General features: G+C 68.9%; 13 protein-coding genes and 2 riboswitches. Of the genes, 8 read left to right on the top strand and 5 right to left on the bottom strand.

Features of this window, described 5'->3' with window-relative positions:
- The first annotated feature begins 26 nt into the window (after positions 1-26).
- From VT85_RS13515 to VT85_RS13505, 3 genes are read left to right on the top strand one after another with little or no spacing between them, the layout of a single operon-like run.
- A complete protein-coding gene (locus tag VT85_RS13515; RefSeq protein ID WP_068415986.1) occupies positions 27-839 on the top strand; it encodes an ABC transporter ATP-binding protein in 813 nt (270 codons plus the stop codon).
- Complete coding sequence (locus tag VT85_RS13510) at positions 836-2,977, top strand: ABC transporter permease subunit/CPBP intramembrane protease (RefSeq protein WP_068415984.1); 2,142 nt, start codon at positions 836-838, stop codon at positions 2,975-2,977. Before VT85_RS13515 ends, VT85_RS13510 begins: the two co-directional genes overlap by 4 nt.
- A 4-nt stretch (positions 2,978-2,981) precedes the next feature.
- Positions 2,982-4,253 carry an amidohydrolase family protein gene (locus tag VT85_RS13505; protein WP_068415981.1) on the top strand — a complete coding sequence of 424 codons (1,272 nt, stop codon included), beginning with the start codon at positions 2,982-2,984 and terminating at the stop codon, positions 4,251-4,253.
- Positions 4,254-4,931: 678 nt separating this feature from the next.
- Here the strand turns inward: VT85_RS13505 and VT85_RS29745 are convergent.
- The 3 genes from VT85_RS29745 to VT85_RS13490 form a co-directional block, all read right to left on the bottom strand.
- Positions 4,932-6,128, bottom strand: a complete 1,197-nt coding sequence (locus tag VT85_RS29745; protein ID WP_068415978.1) for a tetratricopeptide repeat protein — start codon at positions 6,126-6,128, stop codon at positions 4,932-4,934.
- 30 nt (positions 6,129-6,158) lie between these two features.
- Entirely contained in the window at positions 6,159-6,341 is a 183-nt protein-coding gene (locus tag VT85_RS13495) for a hypothetical protein (RefSeq protein ID WP_068415974.1), read from the bottom strand.
- 150 nt (positions 6,342-6,491) lie between these two features.
- On the bottom strand, positions 6,492-7,622 hold the full coding sequence (locus VT85_RS13490) for a DUF1559 domain-containing protein (RefSeq protein ID WP_068415971.1): 1,131 nt from the start codon (positions 7,620-7,622) through the stop codon (positions 6,492-6,494).
- A gap of 395 nt (positions 7,623-8,017) precedes the next feature.
- Positions 8,018-8,217, top strand: a riboswitch (cobalamin riboswitch).
- Positions 8,218-8,334: 117 nt separating this feature from the next.
- Between VT85_RS13490 and VT85_RS13485 the strand changes: the two genes are divergently transcribed.
- The 5 genes from VT85_RS13485 (at position 8,335) to VT85_RS13470 (ending at position 13,546) form a co-directional block, all read left to right on the top strand.
- Complete coding sequence (locus tag VT85_RS13485; RefSeq protein WP_068415968.1) at positions 8,335-9,300, top strand: acyl-ACP desaturase; 966 nt, start codon at positions 8,335-8,337, stop codon at positions 9,298-9,300.
- Between the two features lie 45 nt (positions 9,301-9,345).
- Positions 9,346-9,545: riboswitch (cobalamin riboswitch) on the top strand.
- Positions 9,546-9,654: 109 nt separating this feature from the next.
- Entirely contained in the window at positions 9,655-9,807 is a 153-nt protein-coding gene (locus tag VT85_RS27650; RefSeq protein ID WP_156512860.1) for a hypothetical protein, read from the top strand.
- Between the two features lie 144 nt (positions 9,808-9,951).
- Positions 9,952-12,258 carry a ribonucleoside-diphosphate reductase subunit alpha gene (locus tag VT85_RS13480; RefSeq protein ID WP_409999946.1) on the top strand — a complete coding sequence of 769 codons (2,307 nt, stop codon included), beginning with the start codon at positions 9,952-9,954 and terminating at the stop codon, positions 12,256-12,258.
- A 31-nt stretch (positions 12,259-12,289) separates the two neighbouring features.
- Positions 12,290-13,288 (top strand): ribonucleotide-diphosphate reductase subunit beta, encoded by a 999-nt coding sequence (locus tag VT85_RS13475; protein WP_068415958.1) that lies wholly within the window; start codon positions 12,290-12,292, stop codon positions 13,286-13,288.
- 9 nt (positions 13,289-13,297) lie between these two features.
- Positions 13,298-13,546 (top strand): hypothetical protein, encoded by a 249-nt coding sequence (locus VT85_RS13470; protein ID WP_068415953.1) that lies wholly within the window; start codon positions 13,298-13,300, stop codon positions 13,544-13,546.
- Between the two features lie 72 nt (positions 13,547-13,618).
- Here the strand turns inward: VT85_RS13470 and VT85_RS13465 are convergent, their stop codons facing one another.
- Both VT85_RS13465 and VT85_RS13460 read right to left on the bottom strand, forming a co-directional pair.
- On the bottom strand, positions 13,619-14,488 hold the full coding sequence (locus tag VT85_RS13465) for an alpha/beta hydrolase (protein ID WP_197490673.1): 870 nt from the start codon (positions 14,486-14,488) through the stop codon (positions 13,619-13,621).
- 200 nt (positions 14,489-14,688) lie between these two features.
- Positions 14,689-15,693, bottom strand: coding sequence for a DUF1559 domain-containing protein (locus VT85_RS13460; RefSeq protein WP_068415947.1), 1,005 nt, complete (start codon positions 15,691-15,693; stop codon positions 14,689-14,691).
- Positions 15,694-16,020 lie beyond the last annotated feature (327 nt).

Raw genomic sequence — 16,020 nt, 5'->3', positions numbered from 1 at the left:
CACCCCGAGCAGGAACGGGCCGTCGCGTGATCCAAGTCGAACACCTTGGCAAGTCGTTCCATGATTACCAGCGCGGCTGGGTCGAGGCGGTCCGGGACGTGTCGTTCGAATGCCGACCGGGGGAGATCTTCGGCCTCCTCGGGCCCAACGGGGCGGGCAAGACCACGACCCTGCGGATCCTCAGCACCGTGCTCCGCCCCACGGCGGGCCGGGCGGTCGTGGCCGGATACGACGTCGTCGACCACCCCCGGGAGGTCCGCCGCCGGATCGGCTTCATGTCGGCCGGCACCGGCATCTACGACCGCATGACCGCCTGGGAGCTGGTCGAGTACTTCGGCCGCCTCTACGGCCTCCCCAAGGCCCAGCTCCGGGAACGGATGGAGACGGTCTTCGGCTGGCTCAAGATGGACGACTTCCGAGACGTCCTGGGGTCGAAGATGTCCACCGGCATGAAGCAGAAGGTCTCGATCGCCCGGACGATCATCCACGACCCGCCGGTCCTGATCTTCGACGAGCCGACCTCGGGCCTGGACATCCTGGTCCAGCGCGTGGTCCTGGACAAGATCCTGGAGCTTCGCGACCTGGGGAAGACGATCGTCTTCTCCACCCATTCGATGAGCGAGGTCGAGCGGCTCTGCTCCCGGGTCGCGATCATCTATCGGGGCGCCGTGCAGGCCCAGGGGCCGATCGACGAACTCCTGGCGAGCCACGGCCAGCCCGACGTCGAGGAGCTGTTCTTCGCGCTCGTCGAGCGGGCCGACGCCCTCGGCGGGGCGGGGGCGGCCGATCGCGAGCGATCCGGAGCGGGCTCGGACCGAGCCGAGGGGCCTACGTCATGAACTGGTCGAACGTCCTGCTCATCTTCCGCCGCGAGGGGATGGACCAGCTCCGCGACCGTCGCACGCTGTTCATGGTCGTCTTCTTCCCGATCCTCCTGTACCCCTTGATCGGCGCGGGGGTGCTCCAGTTCGCCGCGGCGCTCCAGGAGAAGCCCCGTCGGGTGGTGATCGTCGGGGCCGAGCACCTGCCGGCGGAGCCGCCGCTGCTCGACGCCGAGGGGACCGGCTTCAACCCCGCCCTGTTCGACTCCCCGGCCGAGGCCGGCCGCCTGGAGGTGGAACGCCAGCCCGACGACGGCCCCTGGGGCCGGCCCGACCGCCGCGAGCAGGCGGTGCGAGGCGGCGAGGCGTCGGCCGTCATGGTGATCCCGGCCGACCTGCCGGAGCAGTTCCGCGCCAAGGACGACGTGGCGATCCCGATCCACTACAAGAGCGTCGACGAGACCAGCCAGATCACTTACCTGCGGCTCCGCGAGGCGCTCGACCGCTGGAAGACCGGGATCGTCGAGGAGCGCCGCAAGCAGGACCACCTGCCGGCCGGCTACGCCCAGCCGATCGAGGTCAGGGCGCTCGACGCGGCCACGGCGCAGGAGGTCGGCGGCAACGTCTGGGGGCGGATCTTCCCGTTCCTCCTGGTGCTGATGTCGCTGACCGGGGCGTTCTATCCGGCCGTCGACCTGTGCGCCGGGGAGAAGGAGCGGGGGACGATGGAGACCCTGCTCATCAGCCCCGCCGGCCGGGCCGAGATCGTCATGGGGAAGTTCCTGGCGGTGCTCGTCGCCAGCGTGACCACGGCCGTGCTGAACCTGGTCAGCATGGGGTTGACCGGCCTGCAGATGGCCCAGCGGGCCAGCGGCTTCGGGGGTGCCGACCCCGCCCGGCAAGCGGCGGCCGCGCTCGCGCCGCCGACCTTGCAGTCGGCCCTCTGGATGATCGTCCTCTTGATCCCCCTGGCCGCCTTCTTCAGCGCGATCTGCCTGGCCCTCGCGGCCATGGCCCGGAGCATGAAGGAGGGGCAGTATTACATGACGCCGCTCTACCTGATCTGCCTCCCCCTGATCTTCCTGACCATGGCGCCGGGGATCGAGCTGAACCCGTTCTACAGCATCGTCCCGGTGACCGGCGTGGCGCTCCTGCTCCGGGCCCTGATCGTGGGCGACTACGCCACGGCCTTCCGCTACTTCCCCCTGGTCCTCATCCCGACCCTCGTCTACGCCTGGCTGGCCCTGCGCTGGGCGGTCGAGCAGTTTCAGGACGAGGAGGTGCTGTTCCGGGAATCGGAGCGGTTCAACCTGGTGCAATGGCTGCGGAGCCTCGTCCGGGACCGCGGGCCGAGACCAACGTCGACGCAGGCGGTGCTCGCCTTCGCGCTGATCATCTCGGCCTCCTGGCTGTTCGCCCAGTCCACGATGGCGATGGGGATGGAGACGGGGCTGGGGGCGGTCGCGGCCGGACAATCGCTGATCCTGCTGGTCCCCATGGGGATGGCCTTCCTGCTGACCACGGACCCGCTGGGGACGCTCCGCCTGCGACGGGCGCACGCCCGATACTTCGGGCTGGCGGCGGCGATGGCCGTGGCGTTCAACCCCGTCGCGGCCGAGCTGAGCCGGCTCGTCCAGTGGACCTTCCCGATCTCGGACGCGACCCGGGAGCTGCTCCAATCGCTGATGTTCGGCGAGTCCGGGATCGCTCCGACGCTCCTGGTCCTGGCCCTCTTGCCGGCGATCTGCGAGGAGGCGGCGTTCCGCGGCTTCATCCTCTCGGGGCTGCAATCGGGCCGGCGGACCCGGTCGGCGATCGTCCTCTCGGCCCTGCTGTTCGGCTTCCTGCACGTCTTCCTGAGCCTCTTCCAGCAGCTCTTCAACGCGACCCTGCTGGGGGTGTTCCTGGGGCTCCTGGCGATCCGCAGCCGCAGCCTCTGGCCAGGCGTCCTCTTCCACGCCCTGAACAACGGCTTCGCGATCGGCCTGGGGGCGTGGGCCGGCTGGCTGGGACGCGTCGGCGTGGTCGATTTGGTCTACCTGAACGCGGAGGAGGGGCTTTATCATCGCCCCTGGGTCGCGGTCGGGGCGGTCGCCTCCGCGGCGCTCTTCGCTTATCTGTGGAAGGTCGACCGCCCGGACGCCGGAGAGGCCTGATCCGATGAGGCGAGGCACGCTCAGCCTGGGGGCGCGATACGTCTTCCCCGTCGAGGGGCCGCCGATCGCCGACGGCGTCGTCGCGATCGAGGGGGGCCGGATCGCCTGGGTCGGCCCGGCGCGCGAACGGACCGCCGACCTCGACCTGGGGAACGTGGCGATCATCCCCGGCCTGGTCAACGCCCACACCCACCTGGAGTTGGGCCGGCTCGCCGACGACGGCGCCGCCCCGCCCGCCTCCCCCGAGAACGAGGTCGAATGGCTGCGGCGGGTCATGGCCCAGCGCCGGGCGGGCTCGTCGGAGGAGGCGTACCGGGAGAACGTCGGCCGGAACCTGCGAGAGTCCATCGAGGCGGGGACGACCCTGGTCGCCGACACCACGACCGCCGGCCTGAGCTGGGACGCGATCGCCGCCGCCCCCGTCCGCGCGGTGGTCTTCGCGGAGGTCCTCGGGCTCAAGCGGTATCGCGGCCTCCAGACCAATGAGGCCGCCTGGAAATGGCTGGGGTCCATCAAGCCCGAGGCCCAGGTGGCCGCCAACGCCCGGGCCGGGCTGTCGCCGCACGCCCCCTACAGCACGGCGGGCTGGCTCTACCACGCCGCCGCCTCCAGCCGCCTGCCGCTCTCGACCCACCTGGCCGAGATGCCCGAAGAACTGCGCCTGCTGGAGACCCGCGACGGCCCCCTGCGGAGCTACCTGGAAGACCTGGGGGCCTGGGATGAGGAGTGGGAGCCGATCGGCCCCCGGCCGACCGACTACATCCGCAAGGGGGACCTCCGCCACGCCGACTGGCTGGTGGCGCACGGGACGTACATCGAGCCCTCGGAGTTCTGGCAGTTCCGGCCCGAGGCGTCCTCGAACGGGCATCGAGCGGCGATCGCCTACTGCCCCCGGACCAACGCCCGGTTCGGCCACGACGCCCACCCCTATCGGGCGCTCCTGGCGAAAGGGGCGATCGTCTGCCTGGGGACGGACAGCCTGGCGTCGAGCCCGAGCCTGGGCGTCCTCGACGAGGCCCGGTTCCTCCACGCCCGCGACGGCTCGCTCTCCGGCGAGCTGCTCCTGACCATGGCCACCCTCTTCGGCGCCTGGGCCCTCCGCGCCGAGACCGCCGTCGGCTCGATCCGCGCCGGCAAGTCCGCCGACCTCGCCGTCGTCCGCCTCCCCGACCGCGACGAGGACGACCCCCACCGCCTCCTCTTCGAGACCGACGAGCCCGTCGTCGCCACCCTGTTCGAGGGCCAGTTCGTCTCCGGCCCCTGGCAAGGGACCTGAAGCCGCGAAGCCCCGCCGAAATTGGCTTCGCTCGGAGCCCCCAGCGAACGAACCCATCGGCCACAAATTCTTGATACAAGACATTTTACGAATCTCGCCGCCAGCCTGAAATTGGCTTCGTTCGGCGATTTTTCGATGTCGCGCCCGAGCCTGGGGGACGCCGCCGTCCCGTGAAAGGCCCGCTGCGTCCCCGGCCCCCGGCAACAATTCCGAGGCCACGCAGCCTCGCGGAAATTGGCTTCGCTCGCAGCCCCCCGCGAACGAAGCCATCAGACGTAAGTCTTTACATGCCATATTTTTGATCTCACTTTCGGCTTCTGAGAATTGGGCTCGTTCGGCGGTTCTTCATCGTCCCGGCGAGGGCCGGACTGCGAATCGCCGACGGCCTCCTCCACGGTTTTCCCCCCTCGCGGGGGAAGACAGACCGCGAAGCGGTCAGATGAGGGGGAGGACGAGCCGGGAAGCCGTCGGGATTCGCGATCCGGCCTTTCGATGACGCCGATGGTCCTTGTGCTGGTCTTCCCCCTCATCCGGCCCTGCGCCCCGCGAGGGGGGAAAGACGTTAGGGGCCGAACGCCTCTTCGGATCAGGGCGGACCATCCCCCACTTGACCATGGGGCCGAGTCGCCGAGTTTGGACGGGAAGCGGCGAAAATCAGACGGCGCGGCGGGGGGCTCATCAGTGCGGGTCGAGCTGGCGTTCGAGGCGGTAGACCGCCTGCTGGGCCTCGCGGTCCAGGGGGTTGTTCGCGAGGGCGAGGCGGGACCAGGCGATGGCCTCCGGGATTCGGCCGGCGGCGGCGCAGGCGGCGCCGAGCTGGGCGGGGAGGGTGGGGTCGGCGGCCCCTGCGGCGGTGGCGGCGCGGAGGATCAGGGGGGTGATCGCGTCGTGGCGGTCGGCGACTTCGAAGCACTTCGCGGCGGCGTCCGGGTCGCCGGCCAGGCGGAGCGCGGTCCCCAGGCCGTGGAGGACGGCCCGGTCGTGGGGCGAGGCTTCGAGGGCCAGGCGGAAGGCGCGGACCGCGCCGTCGGCGTCGCCCCGCTTGAGGGCGAGTCGGCCCCGGACCTGCGCCAGGTGGGGGTCGTCGGGCGGGCCTTTCCGGAGTCGTCGCTCGGCCTCGTCGTCGTCCTCGCGCTCGACGGCGAGCAGGGCGCGGAGGGCCAGGGCCTCGGCGTCGGAGTCGGGGAGCGGGGCCAGGACGGCCTCGGCCTCCTCGATCTGGTTCATCCGCCGCAGGCCGTCGGCGAGGACCAGGCGGGACGCGCGGTCGTCCGGGTCGGCCTCGACGCACTTCGCCAGGATCAGGCAGTCTTCGCGGGGGTTCCAGGTCGCGTGCCGGGCCTTGCCCCAGTGGAGCAGGCGTTGGAAGCTGAGGCCGCCGCGATCCGACAGCGCCAGCATCACCCGGTCGAAGTCGTCCCAGCGATGCTGGAGGTTGTCGATGTAGGCCAACTCCTCGTAAGGCTGGGCCTCGCGCGGCATCGCCTCGGCGGCCTTGAGGAAGTGGGCCTCGGCGGCCCGGAGGCGATGGCGTTCCACCTCCACCCGTCCCGCCAGGAGCCGGGCGAGGGGGCCGAGGGCCGGGTTCTCGAAGATGGCGGCGGCCTCGGCCAGCGCGTCGTCGGCGAGGCCCCGCGCCTGGGCGACCTGGGCCCTCGCCATGTGGTCCATCGGCGTCGGGGGGCGGACGGCCGCCAGGCGGTCGAGCGCGGTCGCCGCCGCCTCGAGCCGCCCGGCCTGGAAATCCGCCTGCGCCTCCGCGAGGAGCCGGGACGGGTCGGGCGGCCGGGTGGCGATCCAGCCCAGGGCGACGGCCGTCGCGACGATCGCGGCGAGGGCCGCCCAGGCGAACCATCGCTTCCGGGTCCCGTCCATCCCACGCCCTTTCCGATCGAATCGACGATCTCAGCCGGCCTTCTTTGGCGTCTTGACCTTGGCCGACTTGTCCATCATGTTCTTCATCGCGTCGAAATCGGCCTGTTTCGGGGCGTCCGGGGACTTGGGGATCTCCGAGTCGTCGCCCCCGCAACCGGGGAGGACCGCCGCGATCATCGCCGCCAAGAGTGCGGGGACCAGCTTCTTCCGCATCAAACCGCTCCGTAAACGGGTGAAATGATAAAAAATCGCCATCAAAGGGCACCGAGGCCCGGTGGTCGACGTGTGGTCGAGGAATACGGAGAGGGCCCCGACGGGATGCGTCGGAGCCCTCGACCGTCGTGGACGATCGCACGTCCGGGATCAGTAGGCGTCCGAGCTGACGATCTCGCCGCCGGCCCGGGTGCCGAGGGCCCACCAGGTGGGGACGCTGACGGTGTCCTTGATGTACTTGACCGAGCCGTCGGCGAAGGCGACGTTCACGCCGCCGGGGTGGTTGCTGCTGGGGGGCATGCCGTCGTTGGGGTTGCCCCAGCCTTCGGTGTTGCCGTCGGCCTGGTTGTAGCACCCGGCCGAATTGGGCGTCAGCCAGTGGTTGTAAGCGTCGTAGATGAACGTCGAGCCGATGTGGCCCGAGATCCAGAAGTTGCCCTGGGCCGGGGCGAGCCCGCCGTATCCCGCCGTGGTCCCGGGGAGGGCGCGGCAGGTGGTGACGAACTGCATGGCCTGCTGGGCACCGTTCACGCCCAGGTTGGGCTGGATGTTCAGGCCGCTGGGGAACAGGTACGTGGACTTCCGTCGCGTGGTGGCGATCGTCACCGCCCGGCCGACCGGCCCGGTGCCCACCATGGTCTCGCTGAACATCGCGGTGTTGGACGTGCCGTCCATGAACCCCTCGACGCCGAAGGAAGAGCAGTTGCTGTTCTGGAGGCCGTCGGCCGTGGAGAAGCCGGGACGATCGCCGGGGTCGCTGCGCAGCGGCGTCAGCGCGCCGTCGAAGACCGCGACGGGGGCCGGGCCGCCGGCGTTGGCCACGTAGCTCTTCCAGCCCCACTGGTTCGTGGGGACCCGGATGTTCTCGGACGGGCAGGTCATCGACCCGACCATCGTCCGCAGCACGGTGGTGTTCTGGGCCGTGCCCCCGTTGCCGGCGCCGAACGACCAGTTCAGCGAGTTGTAGAGCGGCGCCTGCTCGATCTGCGACAGCAGCGAGGCCGTCCAGTCCAGGGGCCAGTGGTCGCCCATCCCCAGGTCGAACGTCGCTCCGACGCGGTTCTGCACCAGCGGCGGGAAGCAGTTCTGCTGCGAAAGATAATTGTGCGCCGCCAACCCGATCTGCTTCAGGTTGTTCACGCACTGGGCGCGCCGGGCCGCTTCGCGGGCCGACTGCACGGCGGGCAAGAGCAAGGCGATCAGTACCGCGATGATGGCGATCACGACGAGCAGCTCGATCAGCGTGAAGCCGATCCGTCGGCGCAAGGCGAAACGTCGCATTCGGGCTTCCTCCGAGAGAATCCGAAGAAATTAGGTGTAAACCCGCACAAGCATGCACGAACCAGCGAAAAGACTTGAACCACGCGGATTCTAGGGCATTGCAGCCGTCGTTGTCGAGCCATAACAAGCCCGCGGCCCGGTTTCGACGGCTCCTCGACATCGCGAGGCCTGGTGGGGGCCTGGGGATTCGCCAGGGCCCATCGACGATTTCGCCGATCCTGATTTATACCGCGTCATCGAGGGTCTGCTCGGCCGCGAAAAGGCGATCGAAACGGCCGGGTTCATGGAATATCGGAGAGGTCCGAACGCGGCGCGCGATTCGCATTAGGCTTACGTCGACGTCTCACGAGCAGGGAGTTGATCGAGAGGCTGGCCGAATCGCCGGCGTTTCTGATAGGCTCCTCATCTCGATGGGCCCCGTCCGCATGCGGACGGATCAAAAGGGAAGCCGGTGAGAATCCGGCGCAGGGCCGCTGCTGTATTCGGCGAGAGACCCGGCCACATAAGCCACTGCGACGCTCGCGTTGCGGGAAGGCCGCCCGGGGATCGATCGTAGCCGTAAGCCAGAAGACCTGCCCGTCGAGCATGCCAAGGGTGCCCCGGCTCCGGGTACGCGGCAGGCCAGGCCCCTCCGCGCGTGCGGAGCCCTCCTGCGCATTCGATCCGGACGCCCCAATCTGCCCGGACCGGCAGGAAGATTCAGGCCGCAGCGATGAATGTCATCGAGAGTTTGCAAGATTACGTCGCGGACAACCTCTCCCTCCTCAGCCCGATCGACCAGGCCTGGCAGCCGACCGAACTCCTGCCGGACCTGACCGCCGAGGACTGGTCCGAACAGGTGCAGCGGTTGCGCGAGTCCTCGCTCGTCCTGCCCGACGAGCTCCTGGTCGTGCTCGTCGGAAATATGGTGACCGAGGAGGCCCTGCCGAATTACACCGTCTCGCTCGAGCACATCGTGAAGGACCCGACGGGGACCAGCGAGACCCCCTGGGCCCAATGGCTGCGGAGATGGACCGCCGAGGAGAACCGCCACGGCGACCTGCTCAACGCCTACCTACGGCTTTCCGGCCGCGTCGACATGGCGGCGATCGAGCGGACCATCCACCATCTCATCAGCAACGGCTTCTCTCCGGGGAACGAGGGCGACCCCCACTCCGGGCTGATCTACGCCGCGTTCCAGGAGCGGGCGACCCGGATCAGCCACGGGAACATCGCCAGGCTCTCCCAGGGGCGCGGCGAGGAGAACCTCGCCCGGATCTGCCGCAAGATCGCCGCCGACGAGACCCGCCACGAGGTCTTCTACACCCGGGTCGTCGGCGAACTCTTCGAGCGCGACCCGGAGAACACGCTGTTCGCCTACCGAAACATGCTCAGGAAGCTGATCTCCATGCCCGGCAGCCAGATGACCGACGGACGCGATCCGAACCTGTTCGACCAGTTCGCCGCCGCCGCGCAACGGATCGGCGTCTACACGTCCCGGGATTATGCGTCGATCATCCGACACCTGAACACGGCCTGGAACCTGGAAAGGCGTTCGTTCTCCGGCAAGGCGGCCAGGGCCCAGGACTACCTCTGCCGCCAGCCCGAACGCTATGAGATGCTCGCGGATGAGATCGGCGGGCGGATCGCCGAACAACCTCCCACCCGGTACTCCTGGCTGGGCGGCCGGGTCGTCTGATCGAAATCCCCCGCGGCCGGTTGGCCTGGGCGTCGAAAATAGGATATGCTCCCAGCATCGACGGGTTCCGTCCGCGTTCGGACGGATGAAAAGGGAAGCCGGTGAGAATCCGGCGCAGGGCCGCTGCTGTATTCGGCGAGAGATCCGGCCACATAAGCCACTGCGACGCTCGCGTCGCGGGAAGGCCGCCCGGGGATCGATCGTAGCCGTAAGCCAGAAGACCTGCCCGTCGAGCATGCCAAGGGTGCCCCGCTCCGGGTACGCGGCAGGTCAGGCCCTTCCGCGCGTGCGGAGCCCTCCTGCGTACCGGTCCGGACGCCCCAATCTGCCCGGACCGGCAGGAAGGATCGCGCCTTGGATTCGCCTCGAACAGGCCCGGTCGCGGCCGACGGCCCGCGTCCCGCGCTCTTCGTCCGCCCCGTCCATCCGGCCGCCGCCGTTCCGGCCGTGACGACCGTTCGGCTCCTCTCCCATCCGCCGAATTTCGCCCCCGTCGCCGCGACCTGACGGCCGATCCGGCCGGGGGCGCTCTCGGGCGGTCCCGGCCCTCCCCCCTCCAAGGAACAGGAGCCGAACATGAGTCTGGAGTTGAAGAACGCCCCCGCGAACGGCGAGGCGCCTCGCGCGGGGGCGGCCGACGAGGACGGCGGCATGCGCGTCCGCAAGCGGAACGGCGGCCTGGAGCCGGTCGACGTCAACAAGATCGTGCGGGCCGTCCGCCGCTCGTCGGGCGGGCTGGCGGCCGTCGACGTGATGCGGATCGCCGTGAAGACGATCGGCGGACTCTTCGACGGCGCGACGACCCGCGAGCTCGACCAGCTCTCGATCCAGACGGCCGCCTCGCTCATCGCCGAGGAGCCGGAATACTCCCTGCTCGCGGCCCGTCTCCTCGACTGCTTCATCGCCAAGGAGGTGATGAACCAGGACATCCAGTCGTTCTCCCAGGCGATCGCCGCCGGACGCCGCCTGGGCCTGGTCGCGGAGGCCACCGCCGACTACGTCGCCGCGAACGCCCGCAAGCTCAACGCCGCCGCGACCCGGCCCCGCGACGACTTCGAGTACTTCGGGCTCCGCACGATCTACGACCGCTACCTGCTGCGGCATCCCAGCACCCGCGACGTGATCGAGACGCCCGCCTATTTCTTCCTCCGGGTCGCGTGCGGGCTCTCCCGCGACGTCGCCGACGCCCTCGACCTGTTCGAGCTGATGGCGTCGCACCGCTACATGCCCAGCTCGCCGACCCTGTTCAACTCCGGGACGCCCCGGCCGCAGATGTCGTCGTGCTACCTGCTCGACTCGCCCGATGACAGCCTGGAAGGGATCTACGGCCGCTATACGGACGTGGCCAAGCTCTCCAAGTACGCGGGGGGGATCGGCCTGGCCTTCCACCGCATCCGCTCGAGAGGCTCCTACATCCAGGGGACGAATGGCCACGGCAACGGCGTGGTCCCCTGGCTCAAGACGCTCGACTCCTCCGTCGCCGCCGTGAACCAGGGGGGGCGGCGCAAGGGCGCCTGCTGCGTCTACCTGGAGACCTGGCACGCCGACGTCGAGGAGTTCCTGGAGCTCAAGGACAACGCCGGCGACGAGGCCCGGAGGACCTACAACCTGAACCTGGCCAACTGGGTCCCGGACCTGTTCATGCGGCGTGTGGAGGAAGGCGGGGCCTGGTCGCTGTTCGATCCCAAGACGGTCCCCCACCTGCCCGACCTCCACGGCGAGGCGTTCGAGGCGGCCTACGCCGAAGCCGAGGCGCGGGGCCTGGCCGTCAAGACGGTCGCCGCGCGCGACCTCTACGCCCGGATGATGAAGACGCTGGCCGAGACGGGCAACGGCTGGATGAACTTCAAGGACGCCTGCAACCGGAAGTCGAACCAGACGCGCACGCCGGGCGCCGTCGTCCACTCGTCGAACCTCTGCACCGAGATCGTCGAGGCGACCTCGGACGGCGAGACGGCCGTCTGCAACCTCGGCTCGATCAACCTCGCACGGCACGTCGGCGACGGGGGGTTCGACTTCGAAGCCCTGGCCGAAACCGTCCGCACGGCCGTCCCGTTCCTGGACGCGGTGGTCGACGTGAACTTCTACCCGACCCCCGAATCCGAGGCGTCGAACCGGCGATGGCGGCCGGTCGGGCTCGGCGTGATGGGGCTCCAGGACGTCTTCTTCCAGCTCGGCCTGCCGTTCGACGCCGCCGAGGCCCGGGAACTCTCCGCCAGGATCCAGGAAGAGATCTACTACCACGCCCTGACCGCGTCCTGCGACCTGGCCGAGCGCCTGGGGCCGCACCTGGCCTTCGCCGAGACCCGGGCGGCCGAAGGCGTGCTCCAGGTCGACCTGTGGGACCGCGAAGGTTCGGACGCCCCCCGGTGGGCCGAGCTTCGCGGGCGCGTGCGCCGCGTCGGCCTGCGCAACTCGCTCCTGGTGGCGGTGGCCCCCACCGCGACGATCGCCTCGATCGTCGGGGCTTACGAATGCATCGAGCCCCAGGTCTCCAACCTCTTCAAGCGAGAGACGCTCTCCGGGGAGTTCCTCCAGGTCAACCGCCACCTCGTCCGCGACCTGAAGGCGCGCGGCCTCTGGACGGAGGCGGTCCGCAACCGGATCAAGCTCGCCGAGGGCTCGGTGCAGGGCGTCGAGGAACTCCCGGCCGACCTCCGCCGCGTCTACCGCACCGTCTGGGAAATCCCGATGCGGTCGCTGATCGACATGGCCGCCGACCGCGCCCCGTTCATCGACCAGAGCCAGTCGCTCAACCTCTTCGTCGAGAGCCCGTCGATCGGCAAGCTCTCTTCCATGTACATGTACGCCTGGAAGCGCGGGCTGAAGACGACCTATTACCTGAGATCCCGCCCCGCCACGGGGATCGCCAAGACGACCGTCCCGCAGGCGCCGCCGACGCCCCGAGACGTCGCGTGCTCGCTCGAGAATCCCGAGTCGTGCGAGTCGTGCCAGTAACCAGAACCCCTCTCCACGGAAGGACGAACCGATGCTGCTCGATCCCGGCATGGACCTGACCCTGCGTCCGATGCGATACCCGATCTTCTTCGAGATGTACAAGGCGGCGATCAAGAACACCTGGACGGTCGAGGAGGTCGACTTCTCGACAGACCTGGCCGACCTCGACCGCCGCGTCACGCCCGCGGAGAAGCACCTGATTCAGCGCCTGGTGGCGTTCTTCGCCACGGGCGACTCGATCGTCGGCAACAACCTGGTGCTGAACCTCTACCAGCACGTCAACTCCCCCGAGGCGCGGATGTACCTCTCGCGCCAGCTCTACGAGGAGTCGCTGCACGTCCATTTCTATCTGACCCTGCTCGACAACTACCTCCCCGACATGGCCGAGCGCGAGCAGGCGTTCGCGGCGATCGACAACATCCCGTCGATCAAGCGGAAGGCCGACTTCTGCTTCCGCTGGATCGACTCCATCGAGCAACTCGACCGGCTTGAGACCCGCGAGCATCGCCGGCGGTTCCTGCTGAACCTGATCTGCTTCGCCGCGTGCATCGAAGGTCTGTTCTTCTTCGCGGCCTTCGCCTACGTCTACTTCCTGCGATCCAAGGGCCTCCTCCACGGCCTGGCGACGGGGACGAACTGGGTCTTCCGCGACGAGAGCGCGCACATCGCCTTCGCGTTCAACGTCATCTCGACGGCGCGTCGCGAGGAGCCGGACCTGTTCGACGCGGCGCTGGAGGGCGAGGTCGTGGCGATGCTCCGCGAGGCCGTCGACTGCGAGACGGAGTTCGCCCGCGACGTCCTCTCCCACGGCGTGGTCGGCCTGAGCCTCCAGGATCTGCGAAAATACCTGGAGTACGTCGCCGACCGCCGGCTCGAATCCCTCGGCATCGCGCCGGCCTACGGGTCGAAGAACCCGCTGGCGTTCATGGAGCTCCAGGACGTCCAGGAGCTGGCGAACTTCTTCGAGCGCCGCGTCTCCGCGTATCAGGTCGGCGTGACCGGCGACGTGGTCTTCGGCGAGGAATTCTGAATCGCGGCGATGATCGAGGCCGCCGAGCGCGAGGTGGCCGTCCAGGAGCGTCGCGGCCTGCTCGCGGACGGCCGGGGGGAGTTCGAGTTCCGCCAGCAGGCGCGACGAACGGCCGAAGGCGTTCGCGAAGCCTCCGCACGTATAGACGCCCTCGGCGACGAGGCGGTCGAAGCCGGTGTTCCGCAGGTAGCGATCCCGTTCCGGCTTGCTGAGCGCGCCGTCGGCGCGCACGGATCAGAGTCTGAACAGGCATGCTGACGGCAGACATCGACTCATGTCGTCTTCCCTCTCGGAGCGATTCCAGCGGCCGGAATTCTCCACGGCCGCGCGTCACGGATTTTCGGCGCGGACGCCCGACGGGGGAGTGGTCCGACGCCCGTCGTCGAGCGCGAAGCGCGCGCCTCGACTTGCGGCGGGGAGCACGACCGACCCGTGATTCTCCTCAACGAATTCGCGGTACTCGACCGACAGCCCGGGAACGCCCGCCGCGTCCATGCGGTCGACCATCTCCTTCGCGGACCCGGCCAGGCGGCGATTCTCCAGGAGCCGGGCCCGTTCCTTCGATTCGATCGGGGCCGTCTTCCGCTCCAACTCGCCCGAGGTGAGCAGCACGCGCGCCGCCGCCTTCCCGGCCGGGCCCCCTTCGAGGAAGCTCTTCTCCTCCATCAGGATCGAGCCGCCGTTCCACCAGAGCGACGGGCTCGCCGCCACATACGTCTGGAACGTTTCGGGGCGGGTGAACAGGACGTGCAGGGTGAACAACCCGCCGAACGAGTGGCCGAACAGCGTCTGCCGCGATCGATCGATCCTGTGCCGCCGCTCGACGACCGGCTTCAACTCCGTCTCGATGAAATCCAGGAACCCGTCCTCGCCGCCGGTCTTGAAGGTCCCCATCTCGCGGGCGTCGGACTTCATCCACTCTTCCGAGGTTTGCGGCGTCAGATCGAACGCCCGGCGCTCTCGATGCTTGACCGGATCCTCGCCGGGGTAGCCGATCCCGACCACGACCGCCTGCAACGCCTCGCGGGATTGCTTCCGGGTCGCGGCCAGCAGGACGGGAAAATTCTCGTTGCCGTCCGTGAAGTAGATGACCGGAAAACCCGGCGCGGGGGCGGGACCCGGAGGGGCGGCGACGAAGATCCGATACTCAAGGCCCGACTTCGCGCGGATGTCGAACCGCCGAGCGCCGGGCAGCGTCACCGGGCCGCCCTCGACGACCGGAGTCGAGACGGGGCTCGCGTCCTCGGGCGGGTTTTGAGCCGACGTCCGGCTCGAAGCCCCCGCGCCGCCCCAGGCGGCGTCGAGGGCGAACAGGACGGCCGCCGCCCCGGCGAACGCCCGGAATGTCGTCGTGTCGGGGTGGGGTTCGTTCGCTCGACCTTGCCGCGGCGAAGGGAGGATCAATAATCCGAGGCGGACAGGATTTCCCCGCCCGCTCGCGTCCAGAGTCCGCGGTAGACGGCCAGGTCGATCGAGTCGCGGAGGAAGTGGACGCTGCCGTCGCAGAAGAGCGCGTTGACGCCCCCCGGATGATTGCTCCGCGCCGCGGTCAGCTTGGACGACGACGACACGCTGTCGGCCTTCTTGCTGTTGGGGGTCAGGTAGCCGTTCATGACGGGGCCTTCGGGGATGGACCCGCGCAGCCAGGAGCAGAGCCGACGACCGTCCCAGGACGTGTGGCCGCTCCCCGTATCCGCCATCGCGTAGAAGTCCGTCCCCCCCATCGCTCGGTACTTGAGGACGTTGTCGATCGGAGCCGAGCTGGTCAGCCGGCTGCCGTCGCCGCGCGTCGACTCGGTGAACGCCAGGGTGTTCGAGGAGCCGTCGGTGACCTGGCTGAGCTTCGTACCGGAGCCCACCCAGGACAGGCCGTTGCCGGGATTCATGGGATGGACCTGGGCCGCGATCCCGGTCCCGAGGTTGGTGCCGTCGCTCTGGTTCATCGCGTAATTGGAGCCGGCGTACTTCACGGGCGTCGAGGCGTAGGTCAGCTCCACGGTCGGCGAGACGGCGGCGTCGCTGGGGCACAGGAACATGGAGATCACCGTGGAGGCGACGGTCCGGATCTCCACCGGCAGGTCGACCACGGCGGGATGCCCCATCTGGAGGTTGAAGTCGATCAGGTTCGTCTGCTCGGTGTAGGGAAGCAGGCGCGCCAGCGGCGAGTGGTCGTTGGGATAGCTCGTCCCGAGACGACTCCCCGCGTTCGGCAGCGTCTCCGGCCAACTGGTCATGTAGTTGTGCATCGCCAGGCCGATTTGCTTCAGATTGTTCGTGCACTGGATGCGGCGGGCCGCCTCGCGGGCCGACTGGACGGCCGGGAGCAGCAGGGCGATCAGCACGGCGATGATCGCGATGACCACCAGCAGTTCGATCAGGGTGAAGCCGGAACGGGCAGGTCGCATCGGGGGGACCTCATGGAAGCAAGAGACAAGGTGGGTATGCAATCAGCGGGGCCCCACCGATTCCTGGGCCCGGAGTCGGGCCCGGGGGTCGGACGGGATGCTGGGGCGGGCTGGCTGATGCATAATGCGACTGAGACTTAATGTCAATTTGCTGCCGAAGGTCGTATCGGAAGTTTCCAAACCTCTTTTTCGATCGCTCCCCTCTTCGGTCCCGGCGAAAGCTTCCTACGTGGAGCGTGGGTGGCGGACGCCCCTGGTTCATGGGACCTCGGGCGACTGGCGAAGCCCGAAAATCAAATCCCGAGCCGAGGAGACGCGGGCCGCGGC

The organism is Planctomyces sp. SH-PL62 (assembly GCF_001610895.1).
In the GTDB taxonomy this organism is placed as follows: Bacteria; Planctomycetota; Planctomycetia; order Isosphaerales; family Isosphaeraceae; genus Paludisphaera.
The sequence above is the reverse complement of the archived record's forward strand: the minus strand, read 5'-3'. Positions and strand labels throughout refer to the sequence as shown.